This window comes from Halogeometricum rufum, assembly GCF_900112175.1.
Lineage (GTDB): Archaea > Halobacteriota > Halobacteria > Halobacteriales > Haloferacaceae > Halogeometricum > Halogeometricum rufum.
On the sequence record NZ_FOYT01000001.1, the window covers coordinates 1,673,567 to 1,690,185 of the forward strand.

A 16,619-nucleotide genomic window follows, 5' to 3' on the forward strand; every position below is an offset into this window, starting at 1 on the left:
CAAATAACATTTCTCAGCGGCTTCGGAACAGTCCACGCCGCTGACGGGTCGACGCCGTCAGTGCGGCGGTCCGTTCGGCGCGCGGCGCGGCCGGGGCGAGTCGCGGTGCAGACGGCGCAGGGGACGCCGGTTCCGGGACGCTTTCCACCCGGCGTACCGAACCGCCGCGCGTGTCGTCTCCGTCGTTCTCGCTGGACGCCCTCCGGGGCTTCCCGCGACCGGTGTACGCCGTCGCCGCCGGCCAACTCGTCAACCTGTTCGGCTCGGGGCTGGTCTACCCGTTCGCGACGGTCCACTTCCACCTCGCCGTCGGCATCTCGCTGTCCGTCGTCGGGTTCGGCCTCCTCGCGAACAACGTCGCCACCGCCGTCGGCACGGCGGTCGGCGGCTACCTCGCCGACCGACGCGGCCGAAAGCCCGTGATGGTCGCCAGCATGCTCCTCTCCTCGGTGACGCTCGCCGCCTACGCCCTCGTCGAGAGCGGACCGGCGTTCGTCGCCGTCGCCGCGGCCGCGGGCCTCACGCTCGGCCTCTACACGCCGGCGAGTCACGCCACCATCGCCGACCTGACCGAGGGCGGCGACAGGGACCGGGCGTTCGCCCTCCTGAAGGTCGGCAACAACGCAGGCTTCGGCGCGGGGTTCGTCGTCGGCGGCGTCCTCTACGAGGTGGCCGCGTTGTCCGTGTTCGTCCTCGACGGTCTCACCTGCGCCGTCGTCGCCGGCGTCCTCTGGTACGCCCTGCCGCGACTCCACGAGGGCGACACGGACGCCGCCCTCCGCGACGCCGTCGGCGACTGGGGGCGGGCGCTCTCGGAGCGTCGCGTCCTGACGCTCGCCGTCCTCAACGTCGGCTTCGCCGTGCTGTACGCGCAGATGCAGACGACGGTGCCCGTCGTCGCCGAGGAGACGCTGGGACTCACGAGTTCCCAACTGGGGACGCTGTACGTCCTCAATCCGCTGGTCATCGTCACGCTCCAACTCCCCCTCGTCGCCGCCGTCGCCTCGTGGCGGCGGACCCGCGGACTGGTCGTCTCCGCGTCGCTGTGGGCCGCGAGCATGCTCGCCGTCGCCGCCGTCTCCTCGGTGTCCGCGACGCTCGGCGTCGGCCTCGTCGGCGCGTTCCTCGTCCTCCGAACGCTCGGCGAGATTCTGCACGCGCCGCTGATAACGTCGCTGGCGTCGTCGCTGGGGCGCGCGGAGGACCGCGGGTCGCAGTTGTCCCTCTTGGAAGTCGCGAAGCGACTCGGGTTCGGCCTCGGTTCCGTCGTCGGCGGCGCGTTCTTCGACGCCGGGCTCTCGTCGCTGCTGTGGCCGACGCTGGCGGGCGTCTGTGCGGTGCTGGCCGTCGGCGTGTTGCTGTTGGAACGCCGGGTGACGCCGACGGAGAACGGTGCGGCCGCGGACGCCGCCTCGTGACCCGACGCTACCCGAGGAGGCGGCCCAGCGCTCCCGCGACCACGAGGAGGAGGACGCCGACCGCACCCGCCCGCAGGGCGTTCACCCACCGCTGCCGTCGCTTCGGGAGGAGTTCCGCGACGCCGGCCATCGCGTTGGCGACGCCGAAGACGAGCATCGTGGCGTCGCCGGTCCCGGAGACGACCGCGAAGGACGCGTACAGACCGAAGAACGCCAGCGAACCGAAGACGAACACGCGGGCGGTCTCCCAGCCTCTCGGCTCCGCGGCGAACCGGTCGAGACGGAGTTCCATGGCGGGGAATCGGTCGACCGAGACAAAAAGGCGGGTGTCGACGTCCGTTACTTCGACTGCCGGTAGATGAGGTTGCGCTGAATCTCGTTCGCGCCCTCGTAGATGACCGGGATGCGCACGTCGCGGTAGACGCGCGAGATGGGGTACTCGTTGAGGACGGACCGGCCGCCGTGCAGTTGCATGCCGCGTTCGGCGCACATCATCGCCGTCTCGGTGGACTTGGTCTTCGTCGACGCCGCCCAGAAGCCGGCGTTCTCGCCGTTCTGGACCTTCTCCGCGGCGCGCCAGTTCAGCGACCGCGCCGCCTCGAACTCCATCCGCATGTCCGCGAGGATGTGCTGCGTCGACTGGAAGTCCGAGATGTTGCGGCCGAACGCCTCCCGGTCGTGGACGAACTCCCACGTCTCCTCGATGGCGCGCGCGGCCAGACCGATGCCGTGCCCGCCGACGACGACGCGGCCGTGGTTGAAGAAGTCCGCGAGCATGTAGAAGCCGCCGCCGGGGGTGCCGACGACGTTCTCCTCGGGAACCGTGCAGTCGTCGAAGACGATGTGGCCCTGCTTGGAGGCGCGCATCCCCATCTTCTCGGGGATGTGTTCGGCCTCGTAGCCCTCCGCGTCCGTCTCCACGATGAACATCGAGTAGTTCGAGTACCGGTCGTCGGTGTCGTCCGTCTTCGCGTAGACGGTGAGCCAGTCGGCCTCGACGGCGTTGCCGACCCAGTACTTCTCGCCGTTGAGCACCCACCCCTCGTCCGTCTTCTCCGCCGTCGTCGTCATGCCGGCCATGTCCGACCCCGTCTGGGGTTCGGAGACGGCGAGCCCCGAAATCTGCTCGTTCTCGGCGACCGGGCGGAGGTACTCCTCCTTCTGCTCCTCGGAGCCGTAGTGTTCGACTATCTCACAGCCGAACGAGGCGAGCATGAGCGTCAGGGCGATGCCCGCGTCCGCACGGTACAGTTCCTCGTTGATGGCGAGAATCTGCTGCAGGTCGTACCCCTTGCCGCCGTACTCCTCGGAGATGTCCTGAGCCACGATGCCGGCGTCCATGCCGGCCTCCAGAATCTCCCAGGGGTACTCGCCGCTCTCGAAGTACTCCTCCGCGTTCGGTCGGACGTGTTCGTCGGCGAACTCGCGTGCCGTCTGCTTGACGTCCCGCGCGTGTTCGGGGACGACGCTCTCGTCGAGAAGGTCCATACCTCGGAGTAGAATTGTAAGGTAAAATAATCCACGGAACTGTGGAAACCTTCAAACGAGTTTATCGTTTCGAGACGGTGACGGCGACGGCGCGGCCGGCGCGCGTCAGTCGTCGGCGTCGGGCGCGGCGTCCTCGGGCGTCTTCCCCTCGACCAGCGACTGGTCGTCGTACTGGTCTCTGAGCACCTTCTTGTCGAACTTGCCGGTGGCCGTCTTCGGCACCTCCTCGATGAAGACGACTTCGTCCGGGGCCCACCACTTCGGGAACTCCGCTTTCACCATCTCGACGAGTTCCGCCTTGAGGGCGTCCTCGTCCGTCCCCGCGGCGGGCACGACGAACGCGACGGGCCGTTCCTGCCAGCGTTCGTGGGGGACGCCGACGACTGTGGCCTCCGCGACGCCGTCGTTGGCCATCAGGGTGTTCTCCAGTTCGACGGAGGATATCCACTCCCCGCCGGACTTGATGACGTCCTTCGCCCGGTCGACGATCTTCACGTAGCCCTCCTCGTCGACGGTGACCACGTCGCCCGTCTTCAGCCAGTTGTCCTCGAAGTCCTCCTGGTTGGCCTCCGGTCGCTCGAAGTACTCCGTCGTCACCCACGGGCCGCGGACCCACAGTTCGCCGAAGTCCTCGCCGTTCCACGGCACCTCCTCGCCGTCGTCGTCGACGACGCGCATCTCCAGTCCGGGGATGAGGAGGCCCTGTTTCGCCTGCTTGTCGTACTGCTGGTCCTTCGGGAGCGACTCCATCCCGGGCTTGAGGCGCGCGACGGTGCCGATGGGCGACATCTCCGTCATCCCCCACGCGTGGAGGACGTCCACGTCGTACTCCTCGTCGAACCGGCGGATGACCGACTGCGGGGCCGCGGACCCGCCGATGACGATGGTCTCCAGCGACGACATGTCGGCGTCGTTCTCCTCCAGGTAGTCGAGGAGTCCGAGCCAGACGGTGGGGACGCCGGCGGTGAGCGTCACGCCCTCCTCCTCGATGAGACTGGCGAGGTCCGCGGGCGTCGGCGACGGGCCGGGGTAGACGTGCTTGGCTCCCGCGGCGGTGGTGGAGAACGGCATCCCCCACGCGTTGACGTGGAACATCGGTACGACGGGCATCACCACGTCCGACGAACGGAGGTCGAGTCCCGCCTCGGGGAGCGACGCCATCGTGTGCGCCCACAGCATCTGCTGGGTGTACTCCACGCCCTTCGGCTTCCCCGTCGTCCCGGAGGTGTAGCACATCCCGGCCGGTTGGTCCTCGGAGAGGTCCGGCCAGTCGTACGCCGCGTCCTCGTCGGCGAGGAACGACTCGTAGTCGGTCACGGGGGACAGGTCGGTGTCGGGCACCTCCTCGCCCATCACGACGAACTGTTCGACCGAGGCGAACGCCTCCTCGTCGTACGCCTCGTCCAGTTTCTCCACGAGCGAGGGGTCGACGAACAGCAGTCTGTCGGCCGCGTTCTCGACGATGTACTGGACGTGGTGGTCCGGCAAGAGCGGGTTGATGGTGTGCAGTTGCGCACCCATCGACGGGACGCCGAAGTACGTCTCGAAGTGGCGGTGGTGGTTCCAGCAGAACGTCCCCACTCGGTCGCCGTCGCCGAGGCCGGCGGCCGAGAGGGCGTTCGCTAACTGGGCGACTCTGTCGCCGTATTCGGCGTAGGTGTAGCGCTGAACCCCCTCGTGCGTCCGCGAGACGACCTCTCGGTCGGGGAACATCTTCTGCGCGCGCCAGAGGAACGGTCGGAGCGTCTGGTCTGTTGCACCGGGCATACCTCGGACCCACGTGCTCCACTATAATCATCGTTCGTGAACCGACGACCCGAACAGAGGAGTTGTCCGCCGCGTCAGTTCTCCGTCTCCGGGGACCGTCTATCGTCGGCGTCGTCCGCGTCGCCCGCCGCCGCGTCGTCCGAATCGGCGCCGTCGTCGTCGCCGGCGCCGTCGGATTCTCCCGCATCGGCCCGGTCTGCCCCGTCCGCGGCGTCGCCGTCGTCCGTCGGTTCGGTGCTTTCGCCGTCGTCCGAATCGATGCCGTCGCTGCCGTCGCTCTCGCCGCCGTCGTCCGTCTCGTCGTGTGCCGCCAGTCGTTCGCGGACCGCGTCCCGTTCGACGGTGCCCGAGACGGTCCGCGGGAGTTCGTCTGCGAACGCCACGGCGCGGGGAATCTTGAACCCGGCCAGTCGCTCGCGGGCGTACGCCTCGAGGTCGGTCCGGTCGAGTTCGTCCGTCTCGGGGACGACCAGCGCGGAGACGCGTTCGCCCCACTCTGCGTCGGGGACGCCGACGACGGCCACGTCGCGCACGCCGGGGTGCGAACGGAGGACGTCCGCCACCTCGCCGGGGTCGACGTTCTCCCCGCCCGTGATGATACGGTCGTCGACGCGGTTGAGGACGTAGAGGCGGCCGCTCCGGTCCACGTAACCGACGTCGCCCGTGTGGAGGCCGAACTCGCCGAACGCCTCGGCCGTCGCCTCGGGGTCCCCGTAGTACCCCGGCGAGACGGTGGGACCGTCGACGACGAACTCCCCCGTCTCGCCCGGGGGGAGTCGTTCCCCGTCCTCGTCGACGACGGTCACGTCCGTCCAGAACAGGGGTCGCCCGACGGTGCCGACGTGGCCGAACGCCTCGTCGGGCGGCGCCGTCGCCACCTGCGAGGCCGTCTCGGTCATCCCGTAGGTGGGGTAGACGGGGATGGAGTAGTCGCGGCAGCGTTCGACGAGTTCCCGCGGGGCGGGCGCGCCGCCGAGGAGGACCGTCCGAAGCGACGACGCGAGGGTACCGCGACTGTCGAGCATCCGCCGGAGCATCGTCGGCACGAGAGAGACGCCGGTCACGTCGTACCGGTCGATGTCGTCGGCGGCCGGCCCGGCCTCGAACTCCTCGCGCAGGACGACGGTCGTTCCGTACAGCGGCATCCGGAGGACGGGGCCGATGCCGCCCATGTGGTGCAACGAGAGCGTCACCAGCCAACGGTCCCCCGGGTCGAAGCCGAGGCGGAACACGGAGGCGACGGCGTTGGCGAGGACGTTCCCCATCGTCAGTTGCACCGCCTTCGGGTCGCCCGTCGTGCCCGAGGTGAACAGCAGGAGTTGCACGTCCTCCCGCGACCACGTCGCGGGCGTCACCGGTTCGGGGAGGAACTCGTAGATGGACACCACCGCCGTCGCGTTCGCCGTCACCGTCGCGTCCACGCTGAGGACTGGCACGTCGTCGGTGGCCTCGACGGCTCTCGCCTCCGTCTCCGCGCCGCAGACGAGGACGGTCACGTCGGCCGTCTCCACCTGCCGGCCGAGTTCCCGCGGGGTGAGTCCGTCGCCCAACGGGACGAGCGTCGCGCCGAGGCGCATCGCCGCGTGAATCAGCGTGACGTACTCGACGCGGGGTTCGAGGACGACGCCGAGGTGGTCTCCCGGCGCGACGCCGAGTGCGACGAGTCGGCCCGCCGTCTCCTCGACCATCCCGTCCAACTCGGTGAACGTCCAGGACTCGCCCGTGCCGGCGTGGACGAGTGCCGTCGCGTCGGGCGAAGTCCGCACCCGGTGAGAGAGCCAATCGCGCATCGTTCGCCACTCGGCGGCGAGGGTAAACTACCTTTCGCGATTCGCGCCGGGCGTCGCCCGTTGGTCGCTCAGTGCGAGACGAACTCCACGAGGACGCCGCCCGTCGACTTGGGGTGTAAGAACGCCACCTCGTGCCCCCACGCGCCGGGTCGCGGTTCGTCGTCGATGAGTTCGACGCCCGCGCCGCGCGCCGTCTCCAACGCTCCTTCGATGTCGTCGGTCTGCAGGGCGACGTGGTGGATGCCCGGCCCGTGATTCTCCAGATACCGGGATATCGCGCCGCCCTCGTGCGGTTCGAGCAGTTCGAAGTAGCCCGGCTCCAGTTCGAGGAACAGCACGGTCATGCCGTCGAACTCCTCCTCGTGGGCGACCGGCGCGTCGAACAGTTCGGCGAACAGGGCGGCGAGTCCGCTGGCGTCGGCGGTGGCGACGCCGAGGTGGTGGAACTCCATCGTGCGCGAGATGGTCGGGGGAACGAATAAATCCGCAGGCCGCGCACCGCTCGGTATGCTCTCCACCACCACCGAATCGGTCCCCGGCCGCGAGACGGTCGAAGTGCTCGGCGTCGTCCGCGGGAACACGGTCCGCGCGCGGAACGTCGGCCGCGACGTCACGCAGAGCCTCCGCAACCTCGTCGGCGGCGAGTTGAACTCCTACACGGGGCTCATGACCGAGGCGCGAGACGAAGCCGCCGACCGGATGGAGGCCGAGGCCGAATCGCTGGGTGCCGACGCCGTCGTCAACGTCCGCTTCACCACCTCGAACGTCGCCCAGAGCGCGGCGGAGATTCTGGCCTACGGGACCGCCGTCCGACTCGCGGACGAGGCGGCCGGAAGCGCCGCCGACACGGCCGAACGTGACGACGACACGGCCGGTCCTGACCCCGACGCGGTCGACTGAGATGTCCGCACCGCCGGTCGAGACGGCTCGGCGTGCGGCGACGAGTCGCGCCACGCTCGGCGTCTTCGCACTCCTCCTCGCGGCGTGGGCCGGGTTCGCCGCCGGCGTCGCCCCCGGCGAACTGTTCTTCCCGCTGTTCCCGGCGTTCGCCGCGGCGTTCTTCCTCGACACCGTGGCGTACAACCAGCTCGGACTCCGCGCCCCGCGGTTGTTCTACCCGCTGGCGTTCGCCTGTCTCTACGCGGAGGCGGTGTGCGTGGGGTGGGTCGTCCGCCGGGTCCGGACTCGCGGCGAGTCGACCGGCGACCGACCCGAGGACGCGTGAGCCGACTCAGCCCCCGACACCGCCGCCGACGGCGACTCGCCGCACGCCGTACTCGACGCCCGCGAGGGCGAGAGCGACCCCGACGACGAGCGGTCCGAACAGGAGCCAGTAGAGACCGATGGGGTCCGTCTCGCCGCGGACGTGCAGGAACACCCAGACGACGAACTCCGTCGCGCCGAACAGGACGAACAGGGGGGAGAGATAGCCCGCTCGCCCGTACAGGTACAGACAGAGCGCGGTGTGCGCGAACAGCACCGCACCCGAGGCGAGGACGATGGCGGCGAACGTCGGCAGCGACGGAATCGACAACTGCGCGAACTCATCGGTGGCGACGCGCACGAAGAACCACAGGAGGAGGGCGAGCGTCGCGAAGACGGCGCCACCCACGGCGGCGAACGTCCGCGGCGACGCGTCGTCGCGGTACCGGACGGCGAGGAGGACGGCGACGACGCCCGCGAGGGCGCCGACGGCGTGCGTGAGGAGTGACGAACCGAGGACGGGGTCGGGCGTTCCGGGCATCGTTCGCACTCGTCACTCGACTGAAAAATAACGTTCGGGGGCCGTCGGGTCGGACTACTCGCCGGAGGAGCGAGCGACGGTGACTTCCACGTCCGCGCCGGGGACGCGCACGGACGCCTCTCGGGCGGCCGCGCGGTCGACTGCGCGGCCGACTGCCGTCGTCACCACGCCGACGGCGGCGGCGAGAGCGACGGCGGCGACGGCCGCGGCGGGGTAGGAGACGACGACAACGGCGGCGACGACGCCGGCGGCGACGCCGAACTGGACGACCAGCGAGGGGTCGTCGTGGACGCTGCGGTGCGCCTCGACGTGGGGGGACGCGGGCGGGGCGGACGGACTGTGATGGTCGGGTGCGTCGGACTGGTGGCGTGACATGGCTGTGTCGGAGGTGGTCGTTCGAGAACTGGACGACGGCGGCGCGGCCGGAGCGGTCGCTGTGGCGACGTGGTCGCGCCGGGGGAGGGGACGGCCGGCGAACCGCAGGTAGGGCCGGCCGCCTCTTGTCTGGTCGGTGAGACGACGGGCGGCCGGCCCGGACGCGGGACGCGCGGTCAGGTGCGGAGGAACATCGGTGCACGCACCAACAGAGTGTCGAATAATCAACGTTTCTGAGGCGTGTGAACGAGTCTCGTTCGGCGGCCCGACGCGTCGTCGCCCCGGCGTTCGGCGGCCGGCCGGACGACTCCGACGGCCGCCCGTCCGCGGACCCCGACCGCGACCCCCGACCGCTCAGGCCGACGGGCGGTACTCGCCGAACTCGTCGCGGAGCGCGTTCGAAATCTCCCCGACGGTGGCGTAGGCCTTCACGGCGTCGACGATGGGCGGGACGAGGTTCGCGTCGCCCGCGGCGGCGTCTCGCAGGGCGGCGAGTGCCGCCTCGACCTCCTCGTCGTCGCGTTCGTCCTTCACCTCCTGCAGTCGCTCTTTCTGGCGTTCCTCGTCCTCCTCGTCGACGTCTTCGAGGTCCGTCTCGGGTTCCTCGTCGTCAACCTGATACTCGTTGACGCCGACGATGATTCGCTCGCCCTCCTCTATCTCGCGCTGCCGTTCGTAGGCGACGTCCTGAATCTGCCGCTGGACCCACTGGGACTTGACCGCTTCGAGCATCCCGCCGCGGCGGTCCACCTCGTCCAGAATCTCGAACGCCTCCGCCTCCAACTCGTCGGTCAGCGACTCCACGTAGTAACTGCCGGCGAGGGGGTCGATGGTGTCGGCGGCCCCGGACTCGTGGGCGAGAATCTGCTGGGTGCGCAGGGCGGTGCGGACGGACTTCTCGGTGGGCAGCGACAGCGCCTCGTCCTTCCCGTTCGTATGGAGGCTCTGCGTCCCGCCGAGGACGGCGGCCAGCGCCTGATAACCGACGCGGACGACGTTGTTCTCCACCTGCTGGGCCGTCAGCGTCGAACCGCCGGTCTGCGTGTGGAACTTCAACTGCTTGGACTTCGGGTTCTCCGCGCCGAAGCGGTCCTCCATTATCTTCGCCCACATCCGGCGGGCGGCGCGGAACTTCGCCACCTCTTCGAGGACGTTGTTGTGCGCGTTGAAGAAGAACGACAGTTGCGGCGCGAACTCGTCCACGTCGAGGCCGGCGTCGAGGGCCGCCTGCACGTACTCGATGCCGTCGCCGAGCGTGAAGGCTATCTCCTGGGCCGCGGTCGAACCGGCCTCCCGGATGTGGTAGCCCGAGATGGAGATAGTGTTGAAGTTCGGCGTCTCCGCGGCGCAGAACTCGAAGATGTCCGTGATGAGGCGCATCGACGCCTCGGGCGGGTAGATGTAGAGGTTGCGAGCGATGTACTCCTTCAGGATGTCGTTCTGGATGGTGCCGCGGAGTTCCTCGCGCGGGACGCCCTGCCGGTCGCCGATGGCGATGTACATCGCGAGGAGGACGGCCGCGGGCGCGTTGATGGTCATCGAGGTGGACACCTCGTCCAGCGGGATGCCGTCGAAGACGACTTCCATGTCGCGCAGGCTGTCGATGGCGACGCCCGCCTTCCCGACTTCGCCGGCGGCCATCGCGGCGTCCGAGTCGTACCCCTTCTGCGTGGGCAGGTCGAACGCCATCGACAGCCCCGAGGAGCCCTCGTCGATGAGGTACTCGAACCGCTCGTTCGTCTCCGTGGCGGTGCCCATGCCCGCGTACTGCCGCATCGTCCACAGGCGGCCGCGGTGCATCGTCGGGTAGACGCCGCGCGTGTACGGTTCCTCGCCGGGGAACCCGGCGTCCGCGCGGTAGTCGTGGTCGTCGATGTCGGCGGGCGTGTAGAGTCGCTGCACCTCCTGGCCCTCCGTGTCGGTCGTGAACTCCTCCTCGCGCTCCCCGAATCGCTCCAGCGTCGGCGAGAGCGTCTCCTCCTCCCACTCCGCCTTCGCCTCGCGGATACGGTCCAGCTCGTCGGGGTCGAACATGGTCGAAGATGACGGAGGGCGGCGACTTAACAGCGTGGATTGAGGGGACGGGGCCGCCGCGGGGGTACGCTGACGTGCCCGCGTCCCGAACGACCCCCATGGACACGGACGACCTGCGCCGGTATCTGTCCGGACTGGCGCCCGACCACGACGACGTACAGGCGGAGATGGCCGACTACGCCGACCGCGAGGGGTTCCCCATCGTCGGTCCGGCGGCGGGCGGGACCCTCCGCGTCCTCGCCCGCCTCGTCGACGCCGAGTCCGTCTTCGAGTTCGGGTCCGGCTTCGGCTACTCCGCGTCGTGGTGGGCGCGGGGGATGCGCGCCGGGCGCGTCGTCCTGACGGAGATAGACCCCGAGGAACTGGACATGGGCCGCGAGTGGCTCCCCGCGGGCGACTACGCCCCGTCGTTCGACTACCGCGAGGGCGACGCGCTCTCCGTCGTCGAGGAGTACGACGGCCCGTTCGACTGCGTCCTCGTGGACCACCAGAAGGAGCGCTACGCGGACGGCTTCCACGCGGTCCGCGAGAAGGTCGCCCCCGGCGGCGTCGTCGTCGCCGACAACGTCGTCCGCGGGCCGGCGGACTTCGACACCCTCGTCGCCTACGCCGAGGGCGAACCTGTGCCGGACGACGCCTCGGCGCAGACGCGCGGCATCGCCGCGTACCTCGACGCCGTGCGCGCGGCGCCGGACTTCGAGACGACGATACTCCCCGTCGGCAGCGGACTGGCGGTCAGCACGCGGGTGTGATCCGACGGCTCGCGCGCCGTCCGGCGAGTCGGCCGGCCGGAGGCGGAGCCGACACCGGTCACGGGGTCTCTGCCCCCTCGTTCCAGTCCAGCAGGCCGTCGCCCGCGACCCTGAGCAGGGTCGACGAGAGGTAGCCGAGGACGCCGATGGAGATCATGCCGACGATGATGGTGGCGAAGTTCCCGGCGGTGTACGCCGCCCAGGTGAGGAAGCCGAGACCGGCGCCGGCGATCATCTCCGCGGCGACGAGGTTGACCCAGGCCAGTCCGATTCCGACGACCATCCCGGTGTAGACGTCCGGAAGCGCCGCGGGGAGGACCACGTGTCGGAACACCTGCCAATCGTCGGCGCCGAGGCTCTCTGCGGCCCGGGAGTAGTCGACGTCGACGCCCTTCACGCCGTCGATGGTGTTGAGCAGAACGGGGAAAAACGCCCCGAGGCCGGTGATGAACAGGACGTTCGCCTTCACCTTCCAGGATACGACGACGAGCGACACCTGAAGCGCCGGGAACAGCAGAATCGTCAGCGGCAGCCACGCGATGGGCGGGATGGGGCGAATCAGCTCCAGCGACGGGAAGGTCAGATCTGCGAACACCGCGCTCCGACCGATGAGCAGTCCGAGCGGCACGGCGAACAGCGTCGCGAGGAGGAACGCCGCGACGACCCGCCCCGTGCTCAGGAACACCGCGTTCCAGTACGCTCCCGTGGTCAGCAGGTCCGCGAACGTCACTGCGACGGTCTGGGGAGAGGGTAACACGGACAGTACCCCGCTCAGCGTCAGCAGTTCCCAGACGACGAGCACCGCCACGACCGACACGGCGTTCTTCGCCCGCTTGACGGGGAACCCGTCGACGACGAGACCGCCGGACTCGTTGGATTCGGTCGCCACCGGCGATCACTTCCCCTGGTCGGCCTGTTCCATCGCACGCTCGGCCTCCTCGTGGATCAGTTCGAGCGCGCGGTCCTTGTATCGGGTGAACCGGTCGGTGGTCAGCACCTCGAAGTCCCGCGGTCGGTCGAGTTCGACGTCGATGACCCCCTTCACCTGTCCCGGTCGGGCCGTCATCACGACGACCCGGTCGGCGAGGAAGATGGCCTCCTCGACGTCGTGGGTGATGAACATGACCGTCCGGTTCTCGTCGTCCCAGATCTCCAACAGCATCTCCTGCATCAGCTCTTTCGTCATCGCGTCGAGCCCGCTGAACGGCTCGTCCATCAGCATGATCTCCGGGTCGTTCGCCAGCAGTCGAGACAGCTCCGCGCGCTGCTGCATCCCGCCGGAGAGCTCGTTCGGATAGGCGTCCTCGAACTGCTCGAGTCCGGTCTTGTCGAGCAGTTCCTCGACCCTGTCCTGATCCACCTCGGAGTCGTCGCGAACCGTCGGGCCGAACCGGACGTTCTCGCCGATGGTCTTCCAGGGGAACAGCCGGTTCTCTTGGAACACGACGCCGCGGCTCGGGTCCGGCTCCGAAACGTCCGCTCCGTCGACGACGACGGAGCCGCTGGTCGGTTCCAGGTACCCCGCGATACACTCGAGCAGGGTGCTCTTCCCGCACCCGGACGGGCCGAGGACGGTGACGAACTCGTTGTCCCCGATGTGGAGGTCCATGTCCTGCACCGCGGTGACGTTCGCGCCGTCCGGATCGTACACCTTGGTGAGGTTCTCTACTTGGACGAGTCCCTCTCCGGGGGTCCGGTCCGCGCCGCTCACGTCTACGTCGCCCCCGTGGGCCTCGGATTCAGTCGTCTCTCGGTTCGGCTCGGTCGAATCGTTCGTCGTTTCACTCATCGTAGATCTCCGAATCAGCGGTTGGTTTCGATGTTGCCCCACGGCGTGAGGTGATTCGCGGCCTGGACGACCAGCCACGACGACGCGTACCCGAGCGCGCCGATCGTGATCATTCCGACGAGGATAACGTCGGTCGCGAGCAGCCGGTAGGCCTGATAGGTGACGTAGCCGATGCCGTAGTTGCCGGCGACGATCTCGGCGGCGACGACCGTGATCCACCCCAGTCCGATCCCCAGCGAGATGCCCGTGAGGATGGCCGGTAGCGTCGCCGGGAGGATAACGTGCCTGAACACGTCGGTCCGGTCGGCCCCGAGACTCTCCGCCGCCCGGGAGTACTCCTCCTCGACGTTCCGGACTCCCTCTATCGTGTTCACCAGGATGGGGAAGAACGCCCCGACGAACACGACGAACAGCACCGCGAGGTTGACCGACAGCGCGGTCACCGAGAGCGTCGGGAAGACGAGGATGGCGATGGGAACCCACGCGACCGGCGGGATCGGTCGGAACAGTTCGACCGCCGGGTAGACGTAGTCCTCCCACTGCTGGCTGGTTCCGATGAGCAGTCCCAGTGTGACGGCGAGGACGGTCGCGATTCCCACGCCCGCGGCGACCCGCCAGGTCGAGTACAGGATGTGGATGTATATCGTCTGGCCGCCAGCGGTCATCGGCTCGCCCGCGAGGTAGTTCAGGAGCGCTCCACCGGTCGCGACCGGTCCCGAGATGAGACCGAAGTTCAGCCCGATTACGGAGACGCTGTAGTTGACCAGCAGCCACCAGAGGCCGACGAACGCCGAGACGGAGAGGAGACGGAGCGCGAGTCTCCCGAGCGGGACCGACCCCGTCACGGGGAGGTCGACCTCGGTGTCGAACGCGCTCAGAGCGGAGTTAGCGCCCACGTCGACACCCCCCGGCTCTGTAGCTCGGCTCACGGCCGGTCGACCGTCCCTCCGTCACGGCGACGGACGTCGGCCGCGGCACCGGTCGCGGGCGCTCAGTTCGCTGCACGGTGCACCTCCCAGTCGACCTCCCCTCGAAGCTCCTCGATGGCGCTCTGCATCGGTTCCGGCTTGAACCGGTCGTCGCCCGGGATGCTCTCGATGATTCCCTGTTGCTTCAGGAACGAGGGCGCACGCTGTTTCATCAGCCGCTTGGCCGGCTTCGCGGACGTGTAGTCGGTCGCGAACAGCAACCGCTCGACGTCCCGCGCTGCGATGTTCTCGTAGAGGACCCCGCGGAGCACCGATCGGTCGTAGCCCTCCAGTTCGCTCTCCTGAGAGACGAGGTCGAGCGTGCGTTCGGGCTCCTCGGCCATGATCTTCTTCGCTTCGAGTTCGGCCTTCATCCACTGGCGCGCCGCGTCGGGGTGGTTCTCGATGAGGGAGTCCGGCATGATGATGCCGGCGGCGTCGTAGGTGTCGTACGACGCGCCGGTGACCAGATACCGGCCTGCGTCGATCTGCTTTACCGTCTTGTACATCACCGGCTCCCATCCGAAGCCGGCCGTGAGGCCGCCTCCGCGGATGCCGGTCTGAATGGTGTTTATCCCTTGGTCTTTGATCTGGATGTCGATACCCTCCTTCTCGGCCAGTCGGAGGACGAACCGGTGGGTGCAGGCGCCGGTCGTCAGACCCAGCGTCGCGCCGGCCAAGTCGCTCACTCCCTCCACGCCCGACGCGTTCGGGACGATGCCGAGGTTACACTGTTGGCCCTGCGAGTAGCCGGCGATGCCCGTACAGCTGATGTCCGTCTCGTCGTTGGCGATGGCCGTGATCGTCGGCATGTCGCCGGTGTACCCGACCTGCGCCTTCCCGGCGATCATTCGGTTACCGACGACGGCTCCCTGCAGCGCGACCTGCCAGTTGCCGACCGAGTAGCCGTCCGGGAGGTACTTCTCGGCTAGGCCGGCGTGCTTGATGACGAGCGCCGACCACGACTCGGTGTAGTACGGCTGGTAGCCGACGGTGAGGCTCGCGCCGTCGCCGTCGGTTCCCGCGCTTCCGGTGCTGACACAACCCGCGGCCAGTCCGGCTCCGAGGGTTGCGCCGGTGGCCAGAACGCTTCGGCGAGTGGTCGATACGCCTCGTGCGTCCGTCTCGTCTTCCGCCCGAGATGATTGATGAACAGTTGACATATGGTGAGTTAGTCTTCGTCCTCTCGCCAGTGCAAATACTCAGAATCGAGAGGGGAACGGAATCGTTCGAGGGGTCCGTTTCGAGGCCCCATCGTGAAAAAATAACAGAAGACAGATGGAAAGAAGTGGCGGCAGGCGACGTTGGTTCCGAGCGCCTCGCCCTCAGGGGAGCGGTTTCCGAGCGCTCGCGCCCCGGAGGTCGGTCTCCTCGACTCCAGCGCGGTCGACGGCGGGCGAACACTCTTTTCCGCCGGCCGAGGCAAGGGAAACCAGACCCGACGGGCGGAGGCCGGCCACTTCGCTCTCGGCCGCTCTCCGCCCTTCGGCGACCGGCTTTCCCCCCCCCCCCTTCGGCGACCGACTCCCCGCCCGAGCGCGATTCTCCGCGGGGGCTGCCGCGGCCGAGTGGCGGAGAGCACCCAATGAATCGAGACTCGACGCACCACCACGACCCGGACGGATCGCTCTCGGAAACGACCGGCCGCCCGTCGCCCCCGGGCGCGTGACCGTGCCGCCCGCGCCGCCGAGCGTCCCCCTCGCCGTCCTCGCCGCCCTCGTCGTCGTCGCGTTCGGCGCGGGCGTCGGCATCACGGCCGTCGGCCCCGGCGGCGTGTTCCTCACCGTCGCGCTGTACGCGTTCACGGCGGTTCCGACCGCGACGGTCGCCGGCACGGCGACGACGACGTTCGTGTTCACCGGTCTCCTCGGCACCGCCTCCTACGTGCGGTCGGGCGAACTCGCCGACCGCGGGCGACTTCGTCTCGCCGCCGCGTTGAGTCTCGGCGGCGTCGCCGGCGCGTTGCTGGGCGTCGAACTCAACGCCGTCGTCTCCGAACGCGCGTTCGGCGCGTTGCTCGGCGCCTTCCTCGTCGTCGCCGCCGCCCTCGTCTGGCGTCAGGCCGCCGAGCGGCGAGAGGCGGACGACGAGGATACCCAGCCGGCCTCGACGGAGGGCCGAATCGGCGCGGTCGGGGGCGCGGCCGTCGGCCTCTTCGTCGGCACCGCCGGCGGACTGCTGGGCGTCGGCGGGCCGGTACTGGCCGTCCCCATCCTCGTCACCGGCGGCGTCCCGATGCTGGCCGCCGTCGCCGCCGCGCAGGTCCAGTCGGTGTTCGTCTCGGGGTTCGCGGCGACGGGCTACTTCGCCCGCGGGGCCGTCTCTCTCCCCCTCGCCGTCCTCGTCGGCGTGCCGGAACTGCTCGGCGTCCTCGTCGGCTGGCGCGTCGCCCACCGCGTCCCGTCGGCACGCCTGAAGCGCGTCCTCGCGGCGGTTCTCGCGGTTCTCGGTCCGTACGTGGCGCTCACCGCCTGACCGGGTGGGGGGCCCCGGG

Annotated in this window: 17 protein-coding genes; 5 read left to right on the forward strand and 12 right to left on the reverse strand. The window is 69.1% G+C overall.

The window, feature by feature from the left end:
• Positions 1 to 170: 170 nt before the first annotated feature.
• On the forward strand, positions 171 to 1,418 hold the full coding sequence (locus tag BM310_RS08635; RefSeq protein WP_089806517.1) for an MFS transporter: 1,248 nt from the start codon (positions 171 to 173) through the stop codon (positions 1,416 to 1,418).
• 7 nt (positions 1,419 to 1,425) lie between these two features.
• Here the strand turns inward: BM310_RS08635 and BM310_RS08640 are convergent, their stop codons facing one another.
• From BM310_RS08640 to mce, 5 genes are all read right to left on the reverse strand, one after another.
• Entirely contained in the window at positions 1,426 to 1,710 is a 285-nt protein-coding gene (locus BM310_RS08640; protein WP_089806519.1) for a hypothetical protein, read from the reverse strand.
• A gap of 47 nt (positions 1,711 to 1,757) precedes the next feature.
• On the reverse strand, positions 1,758 to 2,906 hold the full coding sequence (locus BM310_RS08645; protein WP_089806521.1) for an acyl-CoA dehydrogenase family protein: 1,149 nt from the start codon (positions 2,904 to 2,906) through the stop codon (positions 1,758 to 1,760).
• A 105-nt stretch (positions 2,907 to 3,011) separates the two neighbouring features.
• Complete coding sequence (locus BM310_RS08650) at positions 3,012 to 4,673, reverse strand: long-chain fatty acid--CoA ligase (RefSeq protein ID WP_089806525.1); 1,662 nt, start codon at positions 4,671 to 4,673, stop codon at positions 3,012 to 3,014.
• Positions 4,674 to 4,747: 74 nt separating this feature from the next.
• A complete protein-coding gene (menE, locus tag BM310_RS08655; RefSeq protein WP_089806527.1) occupies positions 4,748 to 6,463 on the reverse strand; it encodes an o-succinylbenzoate--CoA ligase in 1,716 nt (571 codons plus the stop codon).
• 68 nt (positions 6,464 to 6,531) lie between these two features.
• Positions 6,532 to 6,915 (reverse strand): methylmalonyl-CoA epimerase, encoded by a 384-nt coding sequence (mce, locus tag BM310_RS08660; protein ID WP_089806529.1) that lies wholly within the window; start codon positions 6,913 to 6,915, stop codon positions 6,532 to 6,534.
• Positions 6,916 to 6,970: 55 nt separating this feature from the next.
• Here mce and BM310_RS08665 point away from each other — a divergent pair, with 55 nt between their 5' ends.
• Positions 6,971 to 7,363: a YbjQ family protein gene (locus BM310_RS08665; protein WP_245778450.1), complete on the forward strand. Its 393-nt coding sequence runs from the start codon at positions 6,971 to 6,973 to the stop codon at positions 7,361 to 7,363.
• A 1-nt stretch (position 7,364) separates the two neighbouring features.
• The gene (locus BM310_RS08670; protein WP_089806531.1) at positions 7,365 to 7,688 is read left to right on the forward strand and encodes a hypothetical protein; all 324 of its coding nucleotides are present in this window, start codon (positions 7,365 to 7,367) and stop codon (positions 7,686 to 7,688) included.
• Between the two features lie 6 nt (positions 7,689 to 7,694).
• On the opposite strand, the gene BM310_RS08675 is transcribed toward BM310_RS08670, so the two are convergent.
• The 3 genes from BM310_RS08675 to BM310_RS08685 all read right to left on the reverse strand — a co-directional run bounded on the left by BM310_RS08675 (position 7,695) and on the right by BM310_RS08685 (position 10,616).
• Positions 7,695 to 8,207: a hypothetical protein gene (locus tag BM310_RS08675; protein WP_089806533.1), complete on the reverse strand. Its 513-nt coding sequence runs from the start codon at positions 8,205 to 8,207 to the stop codon at positions 7,695 to 7,697.
• Between the two features lie 54 nt (positions 8,208 to 8,261).
• Positions 8,262 to 8,582: a hypothetical protein gene (locus BM310_RS08680; protein WP_089806535.1), complete on the reverse strand. Its 321-nt coding sequence runs from the start codon at positions 8,580 to 8,582 to the stop codon at positions 8,262 to 8,264.
• Positions 8,583 to 8,936: 354 nt separating this feature from the next.
• Entirely contained in the window at positions 8,937 to 10,616 is a 1,680-nt protein-coding gene (locus BM310_RS08685; protein ID WP_089806537.1) for an acyl-CoA mutase large subunit family protein, read from the reverse strand.
• Positions 10,617 to 10,714: 98 nt separating this feature from the next.
• Here BM310_RS08685 and BM310_RS08690 point away from each other — a divergent pair, with 98 nt between their 5' ends.
• On the forward strand, positions 10,715 to 11,368 hold the full coding sequence (locus BM310_RS08690) for an O-methyltransferase (protein WP_089806539.1): 654 nt from the start codon (positions 10,715 to 10,717) through the stop codon (positions 11,366 to 11,368).
• Positions 11,369 to 11,426: 58 nt separating this feature from the next.
• Here the strand turns inward: BM310_RS08690 and BM310_RS08695 are convergent, their stop codons facing one another.
• The 4 genes from BM310_RS08695 to BM310_RS08710 all read right to left on the reverse strand — a co-directional run bounded on the left by BM310_RS08695 (position 11,427) and on the right by BM310_RS08710 (position 15,288).
• Positions 11,427 to 12,257, reverse strand: a complete 831-nt coding sequence (locus BM310_RS08695) for an ABC transporter permease (protein WP_089806540.1) — start codon at positions 12,255 to 12,257, stop codon at positions 11,427 to 11,429.
• Between the two features lie 6 nt (positions 12,258 to 12,263).
• On the reverse strand, positions 12,264 to 13,157 hold the full coding sequence (locus tag BM310_RS08700) for an ABC transporter ATP-binding protein (RefSeq protein WP_089806542.1): 894 nt from the start codon (positions 13,155 to 13,157) through the stop codon (positions 12,264 to 12,266).
• Between the two features lie 14 nt (positions 13,158 to 13,171).
• Positions 13,172 to 14,053 carry an ABC transporter permease gene (locus BM310_RS08705; protein WP_218156422.1) on the reverse strand — a complete coding sequence of 294 codons (882 nt, stop codon included), beginning with the start codon at positions 14,051 to 14,053 and terminating at the stop codon, positions 13,172 to 13,174.
• Positions 14,054 to 14,148: 95 nt separating this feature from the next.
• Complete coding sequence (locus BM310_RS08710) at positions 14,149 to 15,288, reverse strand: ABC transporter substrate-binding protein (RefSeq protein ID WP_089806545.1); 1,140 nt, start codon at positions 15,286 to 15,288, stop codon at positions 14,149 to 14,151.
• 508 nt (positions 15,289 to 15,796) lie between these two features.
• On the opposite strand from BM310_RS08710, the gene BM310_RS08715 reads away from it, so the two are divergent.
• The gene (locus BM310_RS08715) at positions 15,797 to 16,600 is read left to right on the forward strand and encodes a sulfite exporter TauE/SafE family protein (protein ID WP_245778451.1); all 804 of its coding nucleotides are present in this window, start codon (positions 15,797 to 15,799) and stop codon (positions 16,598 to 16,600) included.
• Positions 16,601 to 16,619 lie beyond the last annotated feature (19 nt).

What these genes read in the sequence shown, in the direction of transcription:
- BM310_RS08690 (WP_089806539.1), top strand. Translation starts at nt 10,715, where the DNA reads ATGGACACGGACGACCTGCGCCGGTATCTGTCCGGACTGGCGCCCGAC.
- BM310_RS08640 (WP_089806519.1), bottom strand. Translation starts at nt 1,710, where the DNA reads ATGGAACTCCGTCTCGACCGGTTCGCCGCGGAGCCGAGAGGCTGGGAG.
- BM310_RS08680 (WP_089806535.1), bottom strand. Translation starts at nt 8,582, where the DNA reads ATGTCACGCCACCAGTCCGACGCACCCGACCATCACAGTCCGTCCGCC.
- mce (WP_089806529.1), bottom strand. Translation starts at nt 6,915, where the DNA reads ATGGAGTTCCACCACCTCGGCGTCGCCACCGCCGACGCCAGCGGACTC.
- BM310_RS08645 (WP_089806521.1), bottom strand. Translation starts at nt 2,906, where the DNA reads ATGGACCTTCTCGACGAGAGCGTCGTCCCCGAACACGCGCGGGACGTC.
- BM310_RS08685 (WP_089806537.1), bottom strand. Translation starts at nt 10,616, where the DNA reads ATGTTCGACCCCGACGAGCTGGACCGTATCCGCGAGGCGAAGGCGGAG.
- BM310_RS08650 (WP_089806525.1), bottom strand. Translation starts at nt 4,673, where the DNA reads ATGCCCGGTGCAACAGACCAGACGCTCCGACCGTTCCTCTGGCGCGCG.
- BM310_RS08670 (WP_089806531.1), top strand. Translation starts at nt 7,365, where the DNA reads ATGTCCGCACCGCCGGTCGAGACGGCTCGGCGTGCGGCGACGAGTCGC.
- BM310_RS08700 (WP_089806542.1), bottom strand. Translation starts at nt 13,157, where the DNA reads ATGAGTGAAACGACGAACGATTCGACCGAGCCGAACCGAGAGACGACT.
- BM310_RS08665 (WP_245778450.1), top strand. Translation starts at nt 6,971, where the DNA reads ATGCTCTCCACCACCACCGAATCGGTCCCCGGCCGCGAGACGGTCGAA.
- BM310_RS08710 (WP_089806545.1), bottom strand. Translation starts at nt 15,288, where the DNA reads ATGTCAACTGTTCATCAATCATCTCGGGCGGAAGACGAGACGGACGCA.
- menE (WP_089806527.1), bottom strand. Translation starts at nt 6,463, where the DNA reads ATGCGCGATTGGCTCTCTCACCGGGTGCGGACTTCGCCCGACGCGACG.
- BM310_RS08675 (WP_089806533.1), bottom strand. Translation starts at nt 8,207, where the DNA reads ATGCCCGGAACGCCCGACCCCGTCCTCGGTTCGTCACTCCTCACGCAC.